The 20,753-nt window shown below is 40.6% G+C and carries 10 protein-coding genes; 6 read left to right on the top strand and 4 right to left on the bottom strand.

All coding sequences use genetic code 11. The annotated features are described in order from the left end of the window. Window positions 1–115 precede the first annotated feature (115 nt). Complete coding sequence (locus SAE01_RS22165; RefSeq protein ID WP_147206023.1) at window positions 116–1,405, bottom strand: glycoside hydrolase family 2 TIM barrel-domain containing protein; 1,290 nt, start codon at window positions 1,403–1,405, stop codon at window positions 116–118. A gap of 347 nt (window positions 1,406–1,752) precedes the next feature. Here SAE01_RS22165 and SAE01_RS22170 point away from each other — a divergent pair, with 347 nt between their 5' ends. Next, window positions 1,753–3,090, top strand: a complete 1,338-nt coding sequence (locus tag SAE01_RS22170) for a Gfo/Idh/MocA family protein (RefSeq protein WP_147206024.1) — start codon at window positions 1,753–1,755, stop codon at window positions 3,088–3,090. A 367-nt stretch (window positions 3,091–3,457) separates the two neighbouring features. Continuing rightward, the gene (locus tag SAE01_RS22175) at window positions 3,458–5,653 is read left to right on the top strand and encodes a hypothetical protein (RefSeq protein ID WP_147206025.1); all 2,196 of its coding nucleotides are present in this window, start codon (window positions 3,458–3,460) and stop codon (window positions 5,651–5,653) included. 33 nt (window positions 5,654–5,686) lie between these two features. On the opposite strand, the gene SAE01_RS22180 is transcribed toward SAE01_RS22175, so the two are convergent. The 3 genes from SAE01_RS22180 to SAE01_RS22190 all read right to left on the bottom strand — a co-directional run bounded on the left by SAE01_RS22180 (window position 5,687) and on the right by SAE01_RS22190 (window position 12,188). Then, window positions 5,687–6,622, bottom strand: coding sequence for an alpha/beta hydrolase (locus SAE01_RS22180; protein WP_147206026.1), 936 nt, complete (start codon window positions 6,620–6,622; stop codon window positions 5,687–5,689). Between the two features lie 267 nt (window positions 6,623–6,889). After that, on the bottom strand, window positions 6,890–8,413 hold the full coding sequence (locus tag SAE01_RS22185) for a glycosyl hydrolase family 28 protein (RefSeq protein WP_147206027.1): 1,524 nt from the start codon (window positions 8,411–8,413) through the stop codon (window positions 6,890–6,892). 223 nt (window positions 8,414–8,636) lie between these two features. Next, on the bottom strand, window positions 8,637–12,188 hold the full coding sequence (locus tag SAE01_RS22190) for a VCBS repeat-containing protein (protein ID WP_147206028.1): 3,552 nt from the start codon (window positions 12,186–12,188) through the stop codon (window positions 8,637–8,639). Window positions 12,189–12,859: 671 nt separating this feature from the next. Between SAE01_RS22190 and SAE01_RS22195 the strand changes: the two genes are divergently transcribed. The 4 genes from SAE01_RS22195 to SAE01_RS22210 all read left to right on the top strand — a co-directional run bounded on the left by SAE01_RS22195 (window position 12,860) and on the right by SAE01_RS22210 (window position 20,711). Further along, window positions 12,860–16,060 carry a SusC/RagA family TonB-linked outer membrane protein gene (locus tag SAE01_RS22195; protein ID WP_147206029.1) on the top strand — a complete coding sequence of 1,067 codons (3,201 nt, stop codon included), beginning with the start codon at window positions 12,860–12,862 and terminating at the stop codon, window positions 16,058–16,060. Window positions 16,061–16,091: 31 nt separating this feature from the next. After that, window positions 16,092–17,669 (top strand): RagB/SusD family nutrient uptake outer membrane protein, encoded by a 1,578-nt coding sequence (locus tag SAE01_RS22200; protein WP_147206030.1) that lies wholly within the window; start codon window positions 16,092–16,094, stop codon window positions 17,667–17,669. A 172-nt stretch (window positions 17,670–17,841) separates the two neighbouring features. Beyond that, window positions 17,842–19,524, top strand: a complete 1,683-nt coding sequence (locus SAE01_RS22205) for a PKD domain-containing protein (RefSeq protein ID WP_147206031.1) — start codon at window positions 17,842–17,844, stop codon at window positions 19,522–19,524. A gap of 197 nt (window positions 19,525–19,721) precedes the next feature. Next, the gene (locus SAE01_RS22210) at window positions 19,722–20,711 is read left to right on the top strand and encodes a cellulase family glycosylhydrolase (protein WP_147206032.1); all 990 of its coding nucleotides are present in this window, start codon (window positions 19,722–19,724) and stop codon (window positions 20,709–20,711) included. The last annotated feature ends 42 nt before the right edge of the window (window positions 20,712–20,753 follow it).

The following is a 20,753-nucleotide window of genomic DNA, read 5'->3' on the forward strand; positions in this document are numbered from 1 at the left end:
CGTCCCGTTGCAAGTACGAAGCCATGCGGCTTGAGCTTACAGATGCGATTGAAGCCGATTTATTGAAGGCAAGAGTCGTGACTTATTCAATCAATCATAGAAGATGGCGGTCGTACTACGGTCTTACATAAAACGGCACATTCGCCGTTGCCCAATGCCCCTTCCCATCATAACCATATACAAACAACCGATAAGACCCTTCTTTGTCCGGGCTTTTGAAACTGATTTGAGGTTTGTTCACTTCAGCTATTAAACCGGGAACCGCTGCTGGTTTTTTCTCCTCATTTCCACCGTAGGGAAAAGTGGTGCCTTCCGGTAAGACTTCCCAATTGTATTGTATGTTATCGTTGTCGGGGTCTTTTACCCAAACCTGTGCGGTATAACTTTGTGCTGGTTGTAGATAAACGTTGTTATAAGCTGTAGACTGACCAATCTTTAAAGAGTCTAAGCGGGGAGTGCGATTCTGTGGCCATTTGCCCGTCCACTCGTAGTGCATAACGTCTACCGCTTCTGTTTCAAGCCCGTTTGCGTCAAACATTCCAAACCAGGTGTGGGTACGTTCCTGGTGCTGACGCCAGAGGAAGACGTACGACCCCAGGCACATTTCTTTGTCACCACTAATCGTTTGCTCATAGCGTTCTTTATATCTTGCCGCCTTCATGCTGCTGGTTTCTTCGATTGGCACTTTCCATGCAGTTTTTGGTACCTGCCAAAATCCTGTTGGTCCCCATTCGGTTACTGCGTACGGCTTTTTCCAGCCAAACTTTCGCAACCAGGAAGGGATCTTTCCTAAATCTCCGTATTCATTTATGCCAAGAAGGTCAAGAGCAGGAGCCCTGTTAATGAGATCACTTATTTTTCCAGAATCGATAGAACCCACAACTGTCATTACAGGATGATGAGGATCAATGCTGTGTATTTCTTTTGCCAGTGCATTTACTGCATCCCAGACTTTTATGTTGTAATGTTCTTTGACGTTCGCTTGTATAAAGTCAAGTTCGTTTCCAAGAGCCCACATGATAACAACCGGATGGTTTTTTGTTTTTCGAACAATGTCCATCACTTTTTCATGCTGTATTCTTACTGCAGCAGTGTCATCGTAATTCATTCCATCACGCTCCGCTCTGACGGGTAAATTTACCAGCGCCGTAAGTCCAAGTGAATGGGCTTTATCTAATATTTCTGGTTTACTGTTAGTACGAATTGAGTTGCCGCCATATTGTTTCAGCTTTTCCAGGTAGTCATTTCCAACAGCACCTTTTATAAAATAGGGCTTGTTATTTACCAGCAATTGAAAAGTGTTTTTATTCTTTACAATTCTCACTTTAGTAATGTTACCAGAGGTTTGACTATAAGTGACTAACGAGGACATAAAAAGCAGTAAAGCAAGCAGCACATTTTTCATTATCGTTACTTTAAGATTTTGCTGAAAAGTAAATTATTTAGGTTAAAGGATGATAAGGATACACGATGACAGATGCTTCTTTTTTTATCTCTTTATTTATTTATTGTGAACCGTCATTGATGTGTTATTAATAGCTGATGAAAATGTCTTAACTCTTATGCTGTTGAGCCGGGCTTTTGTTTTTTTGTGTCATCAGCCGTTGCGTCGCACTCGTGTACATTTGAACGTAAAGGAGCAACACGAAGAGACCAAAGGAAACCACCACAATGAACTTATAAGGCGATGAGAAAATTTGTAACTGATATCCCTGGTTTAATCATTCTTTCAATTATCTAAAAACGAATTGCATGTCTTTTACACGACGAAAATTTATTAATGATACGTCAAAGATCATTGCTGCAACCGGGCTTTCAACCCTTGCACCTGCAAGCATGTTTGCGTCTGTTAGAAGGAATAATTTGAGCCCAAACGAAAAAATAACAGTAGGTCTTATCGGGGCAAAGAACATGGGATTTGGAGATTTGAAAAACGCACTAAAGCAACCGAATGTTGAATGCGTAGGGATATGCGATATTGATGATACTATTCTCAATGACCGTACTGCAGAAGTTACCAAATTGCAAGGGAAAGTTCCCATTCAATACAAAGATTTTAGAAAGCTGATTGATAATAAAGATATAGATGCTGTGATCATTGGTACACCCGACCATTGGCATTGCCTTCCTTTTATTTATGCTTGCCAGGCAGGGAAAGATATCTATGTCGAGAAGCCGTTGGCTAACAGCATTGGCGAGTGTGATGTGATGGTAAAGGCTGCGAGAAAATACAACCGGGTGGTACAGGTTGGGCAACAGCAACACACTGGTAGCCATTTTAACGGCGCAATGGATTTTATGAAATCCGGAAAAATTGGCCAGATAAGAAAAGTAAACATTTGGGCTAATTTTAATTACGGCACGGGACAACCAGCCGTGCCCGATGAAGCTGTTCCTGCAGGCGTAGACTTTGAAACATGGTTAGGCCCTGCTCCTCAACGTACTTTCAATAAAGCCCGCTTTCATGGAAGCTGGCGCATGTTCTGGGACTACGGTGGTGGATTGATGACAGACTGGGGAGTTCACTTGCTTGACATGGCATTGTGGGTAAAAGACGTTGCCTATACACCCCCACCTGTAACCGCAGCCGGCGGTAATTTTTCTTTTCCAAACAATGCCCATGAAACATTTGACACGATGAGCGTTAGTTACCAGATGAAAGATTATACCATTAACTGGGAGCATTCTGCAGGACTTCAGCAAGGACCATATGGCCGCACATACGGTCTGGCGTTTGTAGGCAACGATGCTACACTAGTGCTTGACAGAAGTAGCTGGGAGCTTTTCCCCGAATATGACAATGCCAAGAAAACGACGAAGGTGCCTGCAATGCCAAAACAAACCGGAGCTGATTCGCAAGCAGAGCATATGAAGAATTTTTTGGAGTGTGTAAAATCAAGAAAAGATCCAAATTGTACCATTGAGAACGGAAGATTGGTAGCTGCCTACGCACATATGGCCAATATTGCATTGAGAACAAATTCAAGACTAGTTTGGAATGAAAACGATAGAAATTTTGGTAAGAATGATGCGGCAAATGCTTTGATTATGCCGAAGTATAGAAAGCCATGGTCATTGCCGAAGGTGTAGCTGGCAATCCCTAAAGCAGTCCCATCAGTTGGTTAACATATGTTTTACCCCGAAGGGGGTAAAATTCCAATAGCCACGGGTGCAACGCGTGGAAAAAAGAATAACGCAATCTACCCCAAAAGGGGTTGAACAAATGCGGTGGCAATTGCAGCCGAAATACAACCCTTTCCGGGTTGTATTTGCTTGATTTTATTTATCCACCGGTTTCACCGCCGGCTATTCATATCAAAGCCCTTCAGGCTTTACTCAATGGCATTGCTGAGGTTTTTAAATACCGGCACGCTGGTGCTTATTTAAGTACACAAGCACAAGAGTGCGACGCAACGATGTTGATAGAAATACATAGATCGGTAACAAAAAGATATTGATGAAAATATTTACAACCGCCTTTTTTTTACTTGTTTCAATTAATATATTAACTGCTCAAATAAAGTACCCGTTGGAAGGAAAGGTCCAGATGCATAACAACAGACCCACCATCTTCGTTAATGACAAGCCTGTGGCTCCGCAATTTTATAGTTTGACACATGCTTATGGTGCACGCTGGTCGTGGGAAGAAAATCCCTCGAGGAACCTGAAGAATTTTTGTCAGTTGGGTTTTAAGTTATACCAGGTAGACCTTTATTTTGAAGACATCTGGTATAAAGGGCAGCCTAAGTTAGATATAGATAAGGCACGGCGCCAGGTAAAAGGTGTGTTGGATGTTTGTCCGGATGCTGCAGTAGTAATGCGCATACACGTAAATGCACCTTATTGGTGGAACGAAGAAAATTTGGATGAGTGTACAAAGTATGCTGATGGTCCTGTAGACCAAAGGACATACGGACCACCAAACGATAATGAAAACGGAGATGTAGACAGGCCATTAAGAGCAAGCCTCGCTTCGCAAAAATGGAAAAAAGAAGCTTCGGAAAAGCTTTCTGAATTTTGTAAAAGCCTTGCCACAACACCTGAAGGCGGCTCTGTTATTGGTTTGCATGTAAGCTGCGGTGTCTATGGCGAATGGCATTATTGGGGTTTCCCTTTTCATGATGCGGATACAGGGGTAGCTATGACGAGCTACTTCAAAGACTGGCTTCGTAATAAATACAAAACCGATAAGGCTTTACAAACAGCGTGGAATTCCAGCAGCTATACTTTTGAAACAGCTACAGTGCCGGGTAAAGCAGAAAGGGATACAACACTTGACGGCATTTTTAAAGACCCTCAAAAAGAACGCAGGGTAATGGATTATTACGAATGCCAGCAGTATGTAGTTGCTGACGACATTCTTCATTTTACGAAGATTGCAAAAGAATCTTGGCCAAGGCCACTGATCGTGGGAGTTTTTTATAATTACTTCTTTATGACGTTTGGCAGGCAGGCGAGCGGCGGGCATTTGTTTGAGCAGATGATTCTCAATTCTGCTTATATAGACTACATCAGCGCACCACAATCTTACTGGGGTGGCGCAAGAGGAATGGGGGGTTCAGGGCAATCAAGAGGGTTAATAGAATCAGCATTATTGCACAATAAACTGTGGCTCGACGAAATGGATCAGTCAAGCTATAAAGGGGGACCTTTCGGACAGAATTTGAAAACGACAAGGGAGCAGGACATTCCTATTATTCGAAGAAACCTGGCGCAGGCAATAACACGTGGTGCAGGTTACTGGTTTTACGACTTCGGTCCGTACCGCAGTAGTGGCTGGTGGGACGACACGTTGTTATTGAAAGAAATAAAAAAGGCCTTTGATGTATTGAACAAGTACCACGATGCTACTATTTATAAAAGAGATGCAGATGTATTGTTTGTTTATAGCAACCAGACCTTTTATCACATTAAGAACAGTACCACACCCATTTCCTCGTATAATATTACAGACCAACAATCAGCAGACGCTTATAAAGCAGGCGCTTTGTTTGACCAGATCTTTATAACCGACCTGCAAAAAGTTGATTTAAAGAAATATAAAGTCGTAGTATTCAGCAACACGTTTGCTCTTTCGGATGCAGAAAAGAAATTCATTAAAGAAAAAGTCGCTAAAGACGGCCGCCACATTGTTTGGAATTATATGCCGGGATACACTAATGGCTCGATTAATCATGTAAATTTTGTAAGAGAGGTTACAGGCATGGAAGTAGCTAAAGCACATATTGGGGGCAGGCTTTCAATTGTTTCTCAAAACAACTCTTATCCAATCAAGCAGAAAGAAGAGAACAAGGACTTAATTCAACCGTTATTACAAATCACTGATAAAAAGGTCATTCCTTTAGCAATCAATGACAGCACTAAAGAAGTGATGGTCGCAAAGAAAGTTAACAAGAATCACACAGTTTGGTATGCATCGTATATGTTTAAACAACCTGAGGCATTCAGAGAGATTTTCAAACAAGGGGGCGCACATATCTATGGAGATGGAAACGATGTGTTTCATGAGGGCAGCGGGCTGTTAATGATCCATACAAAGACTGGCGGATCAAAAAACATTCTTCTAAGAAACGGAAAGAAAGTTAGCTTAAACATGGAACCTGAATCAACCATTTATCTTGACTCGGCGACAGGAGACGTGGTACTGAAATAAGGCATATTGTTGAAGTGAAGTTTACAAAAGCTTTTATTGCTTTTTAATAAACTTCATCTTTTTCATCCATTCTTCAACCAGGTCCATCCATCTTACTGAACTCGTTTTGTTATACATGCCATAACCGTGGCCACCTTTTTCATACAGGTATAATTCGGCTGGCACGTTGTGTTTTTTCAGGGCGGCAGCAAAGCTTAATGAGTTTTCAACTTTCACTCCATCGTCTTTCGCATGCACCAAAAATGTGGGCGGTGTTTGGGTGGTTACTTGTAGTTCGTTTGAGTATTCTTTTATTTTTTCTGCTGAAGCTTTTTTACCTAGCAACTGGTCTGCAGAACCCGTATGACCAATGCTATCAGTAAAGCTGATAACAGGATAGGCTAAAACCATAAAATCAGGGCGAAGATTAGTCTTTTTAGGATTAGCTATGTAACTGCGTTGAAAGTGTGTTCCAGCGGTTGAAGCCAGGTGGCCACCGGCAGAAAAACCCATAATGCCAACAGTATTTTTGTTGATCCCCCATGCTTTGGCATTTTCTCTTACAACCTGTATCGCTCTTTGTGCATCTTGCAACGGCCCAATCTCTTTATTTACCATTGTCTTGTCATTAGGTATCCGGTATTTCAAGACGAAAGCTGCGACACCCATTTCGTTAAATCGCCTGGCTACATCTGCACCTTCGTGTCCCGCAGCCAAAATCCAATAACCGCCGCCGGGACAGATGATGACTGCTGCTCCAGTTCTTTTTTCTTTAGGCGGAAGATAGATGCTTAACGTTGGACGGCTTACCTTACTAACTATTAAAATGCTGTCTTTGCTTATCTCCGATTTTTCTTCGTCGGCTGTAGGCTTAGAGTTTGGGATGCTGTCTTTATAAAGAGGTATTATAGTTTGAGAAACAGCATTCATGGTACACGTTACTGTCATGATAAAAGCGATAAGGCAAGATAAATATTTAGTGAACTTCATATAGTTGAGTTAGAATTATTTAGTCAATATTTTTTTCAGATTACTTTAGTGCCTCTCAGCAATATCTTTTTTTTGGTTATCAACACTAGTGTTTCATAGCTACATTCTTGCGTCGCACTCTTCAACAATTTGTTCTTTTATCAGCAACGACTGCAAGCTGAATAGAGGCATCAAAAGTACAAGTGAGTGACACAACAATGTTGGATAAAGTTTTGTCGCTTGTAACAAAAAGACTTATGTGAGATCGAACTTTTTAAACCCTTTTTTTTATTTAACGGAAATATTTTCTGCCTGCTCCATGTACAACCTCGCATCTGAAAGCTTGGTAATCTTTTTGCCATGGATTACAAGGTTATCGATCGTAACATTCTTTACGTTGTGCTCGCTATCATATCCATAAAAAACAGAGTAGGGAAAGAGCCCGTCGGTTACACTTATATTTTTCAAAACTACACCGCTAATGTTCCCCCGAAACTTTGCATGAGCGGCTTTGTCTGCTGCAGGAACTTTCAGAACGCCGTCCCACGCGCCGTTTAGATACAGTCGTCTTCGTTCTGCCTCATCCCTGGTTCCATCTTCTGAATACTGGGACCGGAAGATGGCAAAATCAAAGAGCTTTTGCCTTGCATCTTCAATGCGTATGTTTTCAAAAGTTACATTTTTTACATGGCCTGTTCCGGCGTTGTGTATACTGAACGCGGCTCCGGCTTCTATATGAATAATGTCGCAGTTTTTAAAAACAATGTTCTTTATTTCTGCTGCATTTAGTTCAAAGCCTATCTCAAGACCGTTACCCCACAAGGCATTCCAGAAGGTGCAGTTTTGAACAAGCACACCATCTACTGGTTCTGACTTTGGGTAATTCATATGGGCCTTAATAACTACACAATCATCTTTCGTTCGTATAAAACTGTTTTCAATTAAAACCTTTGTTGATCGTACCACATCAATGCCGTCATCGCTCGCCTGGTCACTTACAATTTTTATGTTGTTGATATGGATGTTGTTCGTATGAATCGGTACTACCTGCCATGTAGTACTGTTGTGCAGTGTAATGCCCTCGAGAGTAACATTATCACAATCGGTAAATTCAACAAAGCGGTTGTAACTACCTTTCATATTGCGCAGCAACGAGGTATCATTTGCAGATGCTTTAATTACTGAGTCATTTAGCCTGATGTTATAAGTACCATCGAGGACGCCGCGACCTAGTACCTTAATATTGCTGGCTGCTTTTGCTTTAATAACGCCGACGACTACAGCCCCGCCTTCGATGTAGACCGTTTGATTGCTCTTGACATTGATGATGCCTGGATAATGAATTTTGCCCCCTTCGAAATAGATTACATTTTGATCATTTTTATTTGGCTTATTTACTTCTGATGGATTTGCGAAAATGAATAATGGTGATCTTATACTTCCGTTTAATTCGATGCTTAATTGAACAGGTTTAGAGAGGTGAAGCTTTATAGTGCTGTCTTTAAAAACAGGTTGAATGCCCGCAATTTTTGGTCTTACATCTACCCATTTAATATCTCTGTTCGCCTTAATGGTGATATCAACAGGACCGCTCATGTCGAAGGAGCAATAGGCAGCAGGTACAGGAGAAACATACACAAATACCTTCTTTCCATTCACAGTCACTTCATAGTCCTGTGAGGCAGTTAGACCTTTAGTGGTGGGGTAGATGGTTTGGGCATCTGTAATTATGGCTGTCGATAGAAAGCATAGAAAAAGCATCGATACTTCCAACTTAAATTCTATTTGCTCAGCCAGTAGTTTTTTTATCATCTTTTGATCTTTTTAGTATGAATTTTTCGGTTCGGTGAATTTGTTTTAAGGCGTTTATGTGGGGCAATTTGCGCTCAAGCCGCTGGGCTTCGTTCTTGCAACGGGACTCCACCTGCTTGTTTCAAAAACTGCTTCGCATGTTTTTGAATGACTTCGCCTTCGCTCGTCACCCAACCAGCTGATGTCCTTTATGCAGGAACTGTTGTTGCAGGCGTATTTTAAATTATAGCTTAATTACTCTTTTTTCTCTTTTTCGATTGGTTACTTCTATACTCTGAATAGAGTTGTCTGCTATCATACATCTTGAAGACTGCGAGAGGAATGAAGTGCCGTAAGCGATTTCCAGTTTTCTTTTTCTTCCATTCTTTAATTCAATTATTGCGGATACATCATCATTGTTGAACCTGATTACATCGCTCTTTCGCTTCAATGTGAACAGTTGAAGTTTATCCCTGTTTTGAGTGGCGGCAAGACTGTATTCGTTTCCAACTAAAAGCCTTGCAAGACCTTTTGCGTCTCCCGGCACATAGTACCCGCTTTCTTGAAAGCTCAGAGCGTAAAAATCTCCCTTTCCATTGCCAAGCAACACAAGACCATTCATCGCATCATACTGGCCATTGGTTACCTCATTGCCATAATCATTTCCATTAAGAACAACGTCAAGCGAGCCATCTCCATTTATATCTTCTGCTACCATACCGTTGATCGGCGCTAGTTGTGCTTGTACCGGCAACGGCTTTAGTTCAAACTTTCCATTTCCATTGTTTTGTATATAACACGAAGAGAAATAGTTGGCTTTTAATACCAGGGCCTTTTGCAGTTCCTCTTTAGTAAGGATTGTATTGATGTCAGCTTCCGCATAGCTTTTATAGTTTAGAAATTTTCTCCTTGTGCCTATCATTTGCTTCACCATATCGTCTCTTACGTTAGCCGGATATTCTTTTCTGTCACCATTTTTGTCTTTTATGTAAAGCGCAGGAATTGCATCATAAGACTGATCGCCATCAAAGTCGGCGGCGTATATACTTACCGGTTCTTTATTTGATGCTTTGAAGAATGAGTTTAAGCCTAGGTTGCCCGCGATATAATCCATGTCACCATCATTATCAAAATCGCCGGCTGTTATACTTGTCCACCAGCCTGTTTTATTTTGCAGACCAGAAGTCGCAGTAATATTGGTAAAGCTGCCCTTGTTATTTTTTAGAAAAGTGAGTGGCATCCATTCACCAGTCACGATCAAATCCTGCCAACCGTCGTTATCAAAATCTGTCCAGACAATGTCACAGACCAATCCTACGTTTTTAAGGAAAGGAGCAACATCTTTTGTTACATCTGTAAATAGAATTTTGCCGTCTTTTGTGTCATTCCTATAAATGTAACTGCTAACAGGCTCAGGGTAACGTTCAGGTTTTACCCGTCCGCCAACGAACAGATCAAGGTCGCCATCGTTGTCAAAGTCAATGGCTTTTACACAACTTTTGCTGGTAAGATTTTTAGGAATGGCCGTAGTATCATGTATAAAATTTCCTTTGCCTGTATTAATGTAAAACTGGTCCTGGTAGTTCTTAGTATTTGGGGCAAATTCATTACTTCCACTGCAGGTGTATAAATCGAGATCATTATCGCCATCTGCATCAAATAAAAGTACTCCCATCATTTCAGGACGCCTTACATCTTTACCGGTATAATTTTCTAATGTTTTTTGAATAAACTTTTTTCCTTGCTGTTGTAGAAATAATGAAGCTGTGCTGCTTGCAGAAGCACCAATAAACAAATCCTCTAGTCCATTATTATCGACATCTCCAACCGCTATTGATGGACCATATTGAGAGAACTTATGGGGTAATAATTTTTGGTAGTTGAAATCAATGAAATCAAATTCTGTATGCCTAAAATCAATCCCGATATCTTTTGTGCTGTTTGCAAATAAAGCATTGCTAAAACTGAATTCCTCTGCAGGTAACACTTCTTTTGCATCTTTATAAGTAACGGTAATGGTTTGGTTGGTCTTTATATTTTGCAACACCTGTTGTTTGCCATCGGGCCACTTAATAATTATTGAGTCAACCTTACTGGCAGTACCCATACCAAAATGAACATTATCTTCTACTGTTGAAAGATAACCGCGGTAGGGAGAGTTTTCCATTGTTTGCATCTTACCGCCAGCATAATAAATTTCGGCAATGGCTCCAATACCTTTTGTATTGGAAGAGCTTCCATCAAAACGAATTGTAAGAAAATTATTCTTGCTAAATTTTTCAGACTGATTATTATACAGAAAGGCTTCGCCATTGATGTTATTAATTACATAGTCCTGGTCGCCGTCGAGATCAAGATCAACATATACGGCACCATCCGAAAAAGAAGGTTCTTCTAAGCCCCATTCCTGCGTCACGTTATCGAACTTTAGCTGGCCATTATTACGAAAAGCATAATTGGGAATTTTAATTTGCGGGACCTGGGCAAGCAGATCTTTCTTTGAAGCTATTTGATATGCTTGTGCCCTATAAGCTGCAAAATCATGATCCGTTACATCCCTTGGATAACCATTGGTAATAATTAGATCTCGATACCCGTCGTTGTCCAAATCCACGAGCGAAGGATTCCAGCTCCAGTCTGTTTCCGCTACGCCAGCATAAAAAGAAATATCACTAAACGATGGGATTAGTTGATTACTGCTATCAGCAGTATGGAAACCATTATTCAACTGGAGAGTATTACGAACATATTGTTGCACAAGCCCCTGGTTTTTTATCGACTCATGAACGAAATAATTGAGGCCATTCATGTTTTTCTTCTTCCTGTAGTTATCCTCAGGGTTCATATCAACAGCAATAATATCAGCAAGTCCATCATTGTTAATGTCTGCTATATCATTTCCCATCGCATTTTGAGAAGTATGCTTAAAGCTTTCTTTTGCTCTGTTACTAAAAGTGCCATTTTGATTATTTATATAAAGCAGGTCGCTGCCATAAAAATCGTTGGTCACATAAATATCTTTCCAGCCATCTTTGTTGACGTCTGCTATCCCAATTCCTAATCCATACCCCTCATCATGTATACCCGCTTCTTTCGATACATCTTCGAACCACGGGTGACCTAACGAATCGCTGCCTTCGTTCCGGTATAGTTTATCTGACAAAGCCTGTTTGTTCTCATCGGTGCTGCCATCAAAGCGAGTGCTGTTTCTTTTGGCAAGTGTTGTGTTAACAACATATACATCAAGATCTCCGTCGCGATCATAATCAAAAAAAGCGGCATGAACAGATAACCCGGTATCTGCAAGATTGTACTCTTTAGCCATCTCCTTAAAGTGCGGCACCCCGTCTTTATCGAGTCCCTGGTTTATGTATAAAAGATTGGCTCTTTGGTTCGGATCTTTTTTGATGGTTTCACAAACGTATAGATCCGGCCACTCATCATTATTGATATCTACTACTGATGCCGCATTGCTCCACCTACCTTCTCCGGTAACTGCAGCTTTTTCAGTCACGTCTTCGAAGACAAATTTTCCTTTATTTAGGTACATTTTATTGCTCACTTGGCTGGCTGTAAAGTACAAATCGGGCAATCCATCTTTATTAAAATCACCTACCGCAACACCACCGCCATTGTATAAAAACTCCATATCAATCGAGTTGATAGAGTCGCTTTCTGTAATTTCATTATCAAAATGAATATTGCTATGGGATGAAGAGATTTTTTTAAGCAAAGGGTCAGACTGTGTACAGGAAGCAAGAAGAAAAATGAAAGCAACAGTAACAATACAACGCATGGTAACACTAGTTAAAGAAAAACAGTACATTTATCAGAATGCTAGATTATGCTTTTTTTTTCAATCACGGTACAGGACAGGTAAGGATACAACGACAATTGTAAGGATAGATACAAAAAGGTTTGCGGATGAACGTAATGTGCCCAAGGATATAGCCAGAAAAACGAAGCCGAGATCTTAAGAAACACTTTATTACGACTATTACTTCATCCCCTTAGGCGGTTCCCCTTTTATTAACAACGTTGTGGCTCAATTTACCCTTTTCCTCAATACAAAATATTCTCCCTCCCATTTTATTTATTCAAAAAGACGTTTCTCAACTTCCTCAAATATCCACCTCAATATTGTGTGATAAACTTAATTTGCTGCCTCCCTTCAGAGCCTCGAAAAAAGAACCTCGTTTAGTATTAAAAGCACGTTTCACGAGCGAAAAAAACCTTAAAAGTGAAACAACGGAATTTTTAATACTTTATGTAAATACGAAGGAATATTTTGAATAACACATTTAATAACAGCACCAATTTGGAGCGAATTATTATTTCTAAATAACCTGAAAGAAATAAGGATAGTAAAGGATGCCTAATCCTGTTATTTCCATAATTTTCCTTTAAGAATTACCATAGGTGTTATCAAATTCATTTTAAAAAATCACTCTAATTAAAACGATTGCAATGAGTCGAAAATTAACCCAAGATTACTTTTGGTCCAGGCATCTTTCAATTCTTATTCTTTTTATTTTTTGTAGCACCGCCATTTTAGCCCAAAATGTGGTTACAGGCCGGGTGGTTGACAGTGCGAACGAAGGTGTTTCGAGAGTGTCAGTGATAGTTAAGGGAACAAAAAGAGGGGTAGTGACAGATGCTGCAGGAAACTTTCGTATCAATGCTACCATAAACGATGTCTTAGTAATTAGCGCATTAGGTTACGGCACTCAGGAAATTTCTGTAAGAGGAGCCGGACCTGTTGATGTAACACTAGCTCGTCAAACTGCTCAGTTAACCGAAGTGGTAGTAATTGGTTACGGTCAAAAAAGCCGTAAGCTATTGACAGAATCTATTAGTACGGTAGGTGCAAAAGACTTACAGAAACTGCCCGTTGCAAGTGCAGATGCAGCTATGCAGGGAAGGGTATCAGGTGTTCAAATTACTAACGCAGATGGTTCTCCCGGTTCACCTGTCGCCGTTAGAGTAAGAGGTGTCGGAACAGTAGGCAACACACAGCCTCTATTTGTAATTGACGGAATACCTGTTGGAAACACAGGGGGAACAAATACTAACCCGCTTGCCACCCTTAATCCAAACGATATTGAAAACATATCTGTTCTTAAAGATGCCTCTTCTGCAGCAATATATGGTATGAGAGCAGCAAATGGTGTTGTGTTGATAACAACAAAAAGAGGCAAGTCAGGTAAGCCAAGAGTTTCATTTGATGCTTACTACGGCATCCAGCAATTTCCAAAGAAGTTGAGAGCAAACAATACACAGCAGTATATAGCTCTTGCACAGGAGGCTTTGGATAACCGCAACAAGCAGGATAACTTAACTCCCGGACAAAGCGGATACCAGGTTTTACATCCTGATCTAATCGCTGGTACACCTAATAGCGTAACCGGTATTAATACCGACTGGCAGGAAGCTACTATAAATAAAAACGCCCCCGTTGTCAATTATAATGTGGGTGTCTCAGGCGGTACAGAAAATGCTAACTATTTCTTATCAGTGGGGTATTTTAAACAGGAAGCAGTCACAAAAAACTGGAATTTGGGACGTTATTCAGTACGTGCTAATTCTGATTATAAAGTCGGAAGCCGTTTTAAAATCGGTCAAACCCTGGCATTGTCTTTCCAGGAGGTTAAAAGAGGTATGAATGGTGGCGGAGACGGTTTTCTGTATGCCAACAACCTAAGTATGCCTCCATTCTTTAAAATCTACGACGACCAAAATAGAATACCAGGCAACAGGTATGGTTATAATGGAAATTCGAATGTCGCCGGTTTTACGATTGGAAACCAACTGGCCCTTAACGAAATTGTAAAAAATACTGATAATAATTATAGATTATTAGGAGGCTTGTATGCTGAACTTGAGCTTCTTACAGGCTTAAAATATAGATCTGCTGCTTCTATTGATCTTGGTTTTGGCAGAAATACAACCTGGCAACCCGGCTTTACCGATAAGGAAATCGGGTATGGGAGAGAAGTAAACAATTATTCAGATAATCGAAGCCAGGGGTATACGCAGGTTTTTACGAATACATTAAATTATGAAAGAAATATTGGTGAAAACGCTTTTAACCTGATAGGGGGTATTGAATATCAAAAAATCAGGGGTAATAATTTGTCTTACATGGGTGTTAACTTTCAAAGCACGGACCCCGCCTTTTATCAACGTGTTTCAAACGGAAGAGGAAACAATGGTCAATTTGATCCTCCAGGTTCAGGATTATATAATGAAGCTTATGCAAGCTATTTTGGAAGGTTGAGTTATAATTATAAAGAAAAATATTTGTTGACTGCAACTGTAAGAAGAGACGGAACTTCCAGGTTTGCTCCTGAAAAAAGGTTTGGTACATTTCCTGCCGTATCAGCAGCATGGAGAATTAGTGAAGAAGATTTCTTTAAGAAAGGAATTATTTCTGATTTAAAGTTAAGAGGAAGCTGGGGCCGGCTGGGAAATGCAAATACTTCCAGTTTTGCTTATATATCCAGAGTCAGATTTGAGCCTCAATATCCCCTTAACAATGTTCCAGCCCAGGCTCCAACTCCTGCATCTTTACCAAATGCAGAAATCGGGTGGGAAACTGTGGAATCGACAGATTTTGGATTCGATGCATCTTTATTTAATAATAAAATAAATTTCCTTACTACCTACTATAAAAGAAATACTATAGATTTTCTTTATGGTTTGCCTGTACCTTTTACAAGCGGCTTCAGTGGAACTGATGTCAACGTTGGAAAGGTTGAAAACAAGGGATTTGAGTTTGAAATAGGGTACAATACAAGAATTGCAAAAGATCTCAATTTTAATATCAGCGCTAATCTAACGACGGTAAAAAATAAGCTGGTTTCACTTGCGCCAGGTGTTGAAGAGTATTCTTCAGGTAATTACAGAACCGCTGTTGGTTATCCTATTGGTTATTTTTATGGTTATAAGGCTTTAGGTATTTACCAAAATGCAGCCCAGGCTAGTAGCGCACTACCAGATGAAGTAGCAGGAACAAGTAACAAACCAAGACCCGGTGATATTATTTTCCAGGACAATAATGCTCCTTTGCCAGGTACACCTAATGGTAAACAGTTTAAAGACTCTGCCGATGGAAGGATAACACCGGCTGACAGAACTTTCCTTGGTAAAACGATCCCGGATTTTTTCTATGGAGTTAATCTCTCAGCTAATTATAAAGGTTTTGATCTGGCTGTTCTTTTCCAGGGTGTTAGTGGTATTCAGGTTTACAATCAATTGAGACAAAATATGGAAGGTTTAGGTGGCCCGGGCAGAAATCAGTTAGCTACAACTGAAAACAGGTGGAAAGGTGAAGGCACAAGCAATACGATGCCAAGGGCTATTGCCGGCGATCCTTACAATAATAACCGTTTTTCAAGTCGCTGGGTTGAAAATGCAGGCTTTTTCAGATTGAAGAATATTCAGATTGGTTATTCTTTGCCAGAAGGATTTTTATCGAAAACCAAGGCATTCAGAAGTGCAAGGATTTATGTAGGAGGAACAAATCTGTTTACCATTACAAAGTACACTGGTCTAGATCCGGAAGTGATAACGTTTGGTAATGTTTCAACCCAAACAAATGCCGGTACAGATGTCGGTAGTACACCTCAACCAAGAACTTTTCAGGCAGGTCTTAATTTTAATTTCTAATAAAACCTATATTTTTTAAACACTTTCATACATGAAAAAACTATTAATAGCCTCAAGTTCATTATTGTTTTTTACACTGATTTTTACAATGTGTAAAAGACAATTAGATCTAAAGCCATTGGGAGAATTGACGGAGCAGACCTTCTACCAAACCGAAGGTGATTTTGAAGCTGCTTCGTTATCTCCTTACGCAACTTTGCTGACTTATTATTTTGATCAGATGGGAAATGGATGGTATCAGCCAGTATTGTGGCCAGATGATGACGTTACTGTTCGCAGTAATGGAAACGATGATATTGAGGATTTTAACTGGCTCCCTGGAAATGGTAATTTTACCTCTATGTGGCAGACGTCTTATAAAGGCGTACAAAGGGCAAATGTCATTTTAGAGCAATTGCCAAAAGCTGAAAAATTTGCTGACGTTTCAAAGAAAGTTCGGTTCGAGGCGGAAGCAAAATTCATGAGGGCCTACTTCAACTTTGTTCTTGCTGTAAACTGGGGAACCCCGCCTTTAGTAACGAGTACTGTTAAATCTGTTGATCAAACCCGGTTGCCAAATTCTCAACCAGGTGAAATATGGGATTTGATTGTCGCAGATCTCACTTTCGCCAAGCAAAACCTTCCTGCAACCTGGAATAGTGCCAATACAGGCAGGGCTACCAGTGGGTCAGCAAGTGGCTTGCTGGGACGAGTATTACTATACCGTGCACAATGGGAAAATAAGCCTGCTTTATATACTGCTGCCGATGCAGAATTTACAAGCATCATTTCTTCTAACAGGTATAATTTAAGGCCAAATTTTGCTGATAATTTTGCTTTAGCCACAGAAAATAATAGTGAGTCATTGTTCGAAATTCAATTTGCGTTGGGCAGGGGTAACAACTGGTTTCCTAATGAGGATGGCGGCGGATCTGGCACAGGAAGATATATCATGTGGCGAGCCGCTTGTGAGCAAGGAATATGTGCGGATGGTGCAAATGCAGTTGGTTATGGGTTTATGCATGCGGTTAAACCGTTACAGGATGCTTTTGAACCTAACGATCCACGTCGGGTTCAAACCATTTTTAGAGAAGGCGACCCTTTCCCTTCAACCGCTACCCCAATTTTTAAAGCTGCCTGGTCTGTAACTGGTTCTACACCTTCAAAATATGTTTTAGGCGATAAGACCGGAAATGAAATTAACGGCCAACCTAACATGGGTGTAAATAACGAGCGAGTGCTACGCTATGCGGATATACTTCTAATGTCAGCCGAGTGTAAAATACTTGGACCTACTATGGATCTAGCCGGTGCAGCAGCATTAATCAACAGGGTAAGAAGACGGGCTGATCCAACCGGTAACATTTTAGCAGACAGACCTGCAACTGCTTCAAAAGACCAAATGTTTAAATTCCTGATGCAGGAGAGACGGGTTGAATTAGCATTTGAAGGGCATCGTTACAATGACCTGGTAAGATGGCACAGGGCTGGATTAATTAATATTAAGACTGATATTAACTTTGGCAGAACTCCCGCAAATAATAACTGGAATGTAAGAAATCTTCTGAAGCCTATACCTCAGCGTGAATTGGATTTGAATAATAACTTAAAACAAAATCCAGGTTACTAATAATTAAAATGATTGAAAGACTGAAAAGGAGCTCCCCCAAAAGGAGCTTTTTTTATACTGAGGATGTAAAATGGTAATAGTGACCAGTAAGAGTTCTTAATTGAATCATTCCATTTTAATCACTTTAATAGCAGCTTTCATATTTCTGCAGGGTATAATAAATAGATATAAAATGATCTCCAACAGATACTGTGTTATTTTTTTCGTTCTGCTATTTGCATGCTCGAAGAAAGGAGATGAGGCCAGCGGTAACAACCGTAGCCCCAACGTTACCTTGTCTGCCGAGCTCATCCAGGCAAATCCTTTTACTTTCAGGTTCACTGCGACAGCTACCGACCAGGAGTTTGATCCCCTGACTTATACGTGGGATTTTGGCGAAGGCACTACCAGATCAGGAACTGCAAAAGAAAATTTTTCTTATCCTGCTGACAGAGATTACACGGTTAAAGTAACAGTGAGTGATGGCAAGTCGAAACCTGCAGAGACGACTATAAACATTAGCACAAGAACAACGACTATAACGGTTGATGCCTCTAAAACCTTTCAAACCATCGAAGGTTTCGGGGGCTTTGGAAGTCAAAAAGAATACTGGGCAAACGGTCCCTTTACAAGCGATGAGTATGTAAATTCTCTTATTAACGATCTCGGTTTGACCATTCTTCGGGACAATGTGCCAACCAGTTTTGAAATAGTAAATGACAACAACGATCCCTTTGTCACTGACTTAAGTAAATTCAACCTCTCAACCGATATAGGTCATGATGAAACCCTAAATGATCATCTCGATCACCTGCGCAAGATGAAAGCAGCAGGATTGCAAAAACTCATCGCTTCTATCTGGAGTCCTGCTCCCTGGATGAAGCACAACAACAAGGTGGGCAACGGCACTCAAAATCAAAATTCTGCTCCTGGTTATACAACAAGTCCCACTACAAACACTAACCAGCTTAAAACAGATATGTACAACGAGTTTGCCGAATACTGCGTTGCTTATATCAGGATAATTAAACGGGAAACGGGGCTTGATGTGTATGCTTTAAGCCTGCAAAACGAACCACGGTTTTCCCAGTTTTATGCATCCTGCGTTCATGATGGAGCAGCCTTGCGGGATGTAATAAAAGTTGTGGGCAAAAGATTTAGGGATGAAGGCATCGCAACAAAAATTTTTCTGCCTGAAGATGTAGGCTTTTTACAGGGAGTTGAAAGCATGGTAAAGCCAACATTAGACGATGCTCAGGCCCGTCAATATGCATCCATAGTTGCTGTTCATGGTTACGACTTAAACGGGGTAACTGTTGCTTCGCCCAATGCACAAACATGGCAGACCATGTACAATTGGGGAGCGGTTCACAATAAGCCGCTATGGATGACAGAGACATCCGGGTTTAAAAACGATTATTATGGCGCCATGGCTTTGGCCAAAGCCATGTACACCGCTATCAGGTTTGGTAATGTCTCAGCCTGGCTCTTCTGGTCGCTTAGTACTACTACGCTCGACGATTATTCTTTGATGAATAGTGCAGGTGTAAAAAGTAAGCGGTATTACGTGTCAAAAAACTTTTATCGTTACATACGACCCGGCGCTGTTCGCATCGATATTACCGCTCCTGAAGAGAGCAAGGTTTATGCGCTTGCATTTCAAAATACAGCTCAAAATTCTAAGACCGTTGTATTGATTAATGATAACAAAGAAACATCGAAAGCGGTAAGATTATCAGGGGCCGCACTTCCTGCAAATTTTAAAATGTATGTTACCACTGCTGATGACGATACAAAGGATGCCGGTTCTGTAAACACCACCGATATTGTTCTGTTGCCGCCAAATAGCGTAGTTACATTGTATAAAGAAAATTAGTGATAAAAATGCCTTTTAAAACAAAAGTGGTGATTACTGAAAAAGCTTTTTTATGAGCCATGCAGCGATACATTGTGGTTCATCGTTGCGTCGCACTCTTGTACCAGTCGCAGTAAAATCAACAATTTATCTGTGTTTAAACCAAGATTGGTAAAGAAGATTACATTTAGAAATGCGTCATAAAAATTGTCATTAGGATGAGGTTAATACTACTGTTTTTATTTATTATTATAAGCATTGTACATCCGCTTGATGTGAAAGCCGAGGATGGCGCTCTTTACAAAAAGAAAAAAACCTTCTATGTCTCAGGCCGTTTTCTATACTCACCAGACGGAGAAAGGGTAGTGTTGAGAGGGATTAATAACATGAATGTAGTGTCAGATAAGACAGGTGAAAAATCCTTTCCGGAAATTGCAAAAACAGGAGCTAACGTTGTTCGGATCATGTGGATGCGCTGGGGCGGCAACGGCGATAAGCTGGATGTCTTAATTGGTAATTGCATCAAGAATAAAATGATCCCACTTATAGAACTACACGACGCTACCGGCAAATGGGAGATGCTTGATAGTTGTGTCAATTTTTGGGTAAGGCCGGATGTAAAGAAAGTGATTCGTAAGTATCAGAAATATCTCCTGTTAAATATAGCTAATGAAGCAGGTAATGGTAAAGTGACGTTGGACGAGTTTGGTAAAAAATATGCAGCGCTTGTACAAAGAATGCGGGATGCCGGCATCAATATTCCTTTGATGATAGATGCCGCCAACTGGGGACGCAATGAAGAATACCTTTTAGCTAATGCAAAGTATTTACTTCAGCAAGATCCCCAACACAACTTACTTTTCTCATGGCATATCTGGGATTCCGGTATTGCGGGAACCCGTATACAATCAGCTATCGACCGTTCCGTTCAACTAGACATTCCTTTTGTAATTGGTGAGTTCGCACCGATGGAAGTTAAGTGTAAGTGCTGCATTCCTTACAAGTACATCTTGCACTACAGTCAGCAAAAAGACATTAGTTGGCTGGCGTGGTCGTGGGGACCCGGTAACAGTGATTGCGCACAAATGGATATGACAAAAACTTTATCGTTTGAGACGCTGTATGATTGGGGACTAGAGGTGGCTACCACTGATCCTTATTCAATCAAAAACACGGCTATCCGTCCAAAAATTTTTACCGTCGAATAAGTATGAGAAAAGCCATATTACTCTTGTTTTTGCTTTCAGCCT

The sequence above is a fragment of the Segetibacter aerophilus genome (genome assembly GCF_007991655.1).
Taxonomy (GTDB): domain Bacteria; phylum Bacteroidota; class Bacteroidia; order Chitinophagales; family Chitinophagaceae; genus Segetibacter; species Segetibacter aerophilus.

What these genes read in the sequence shown, in the direction of transcription:
- SAE01_RS22185 (WP_147206027.1), bottom strand. Translation starts at nt 8,413, where the DNA reads ATGATAAAAAAACTACTGGCTGAGCAAATAGAATTTAAGTTGGAAGTA.
- SAE01_RS22200 (WP_147206030.1), top strand. Translation starts at nt 16,092, where the DNA reads ATGAAAAAACTATTAATAGCCTCAAGTTCATTATTGTTTTTTACACTG.
- SAE01_RS22210 (WP_147206032.1), top strand. Translation starts at nt 19,722, where the DNA reads ATGAGGTTAATACTACTGTTTTTATTTATTATTATAAGCATTGTACAT.
- SAE01_RS22195 (WP_147206029.1), top strand. Translation starts at nt 12,860, where the DNA reads ATGAGTCGAAAATTAACCCAAGATTACTTTTGGTCCAGGCATCTTTCA.
- SAE01_RS22170 (WP_147206024.1), top strand. Translation starts at nt 1,753, where the DNA reads ATGTCTTTTACACGACGAAAATTTATTAATGATACGTCAAAGATCATT.
- SAE01_RS22205 (WP_147206031.1), top strand. Translation starts at nt 17,842, where the DNA reads ATGATCTCCAACAGATACTGTGTTATTTTTTTCGTTCTGCTATTTGCA.
- SAE01_RS22190 (WP_147206028.1), bottom strand. Translation starts at nt 12,188, where the DNA reads ATGCGTTGTATTGTTACTGTTGCTTTCATTTTTCTTCTTGCTTCCTGT.
- SAE01_RS22180 (WP_147206026.1), bottom strand. Translation starts at nt 6,622, where the DNA reads ATGAAGTTCACTAAATATTTATCTTGCCTTATCGCTTTTATCATGACA.
- SAE01_RS22165 (WP_147206023.1), bottom strand. Translation starts at nt 1,405, where the DNA reads ATGAAAAATGTGCTGCTTGCTTTACTGCTTTTTATGTCCTCGTTAGTC.
- SAE01_RS22175 (WP_147206025.1), top strand. Translation starts at nt 3,458, where the DNA reads ATGAAAATATTTACAACCGCCTTTTTTTTACTTGTTTCAATTAATATA.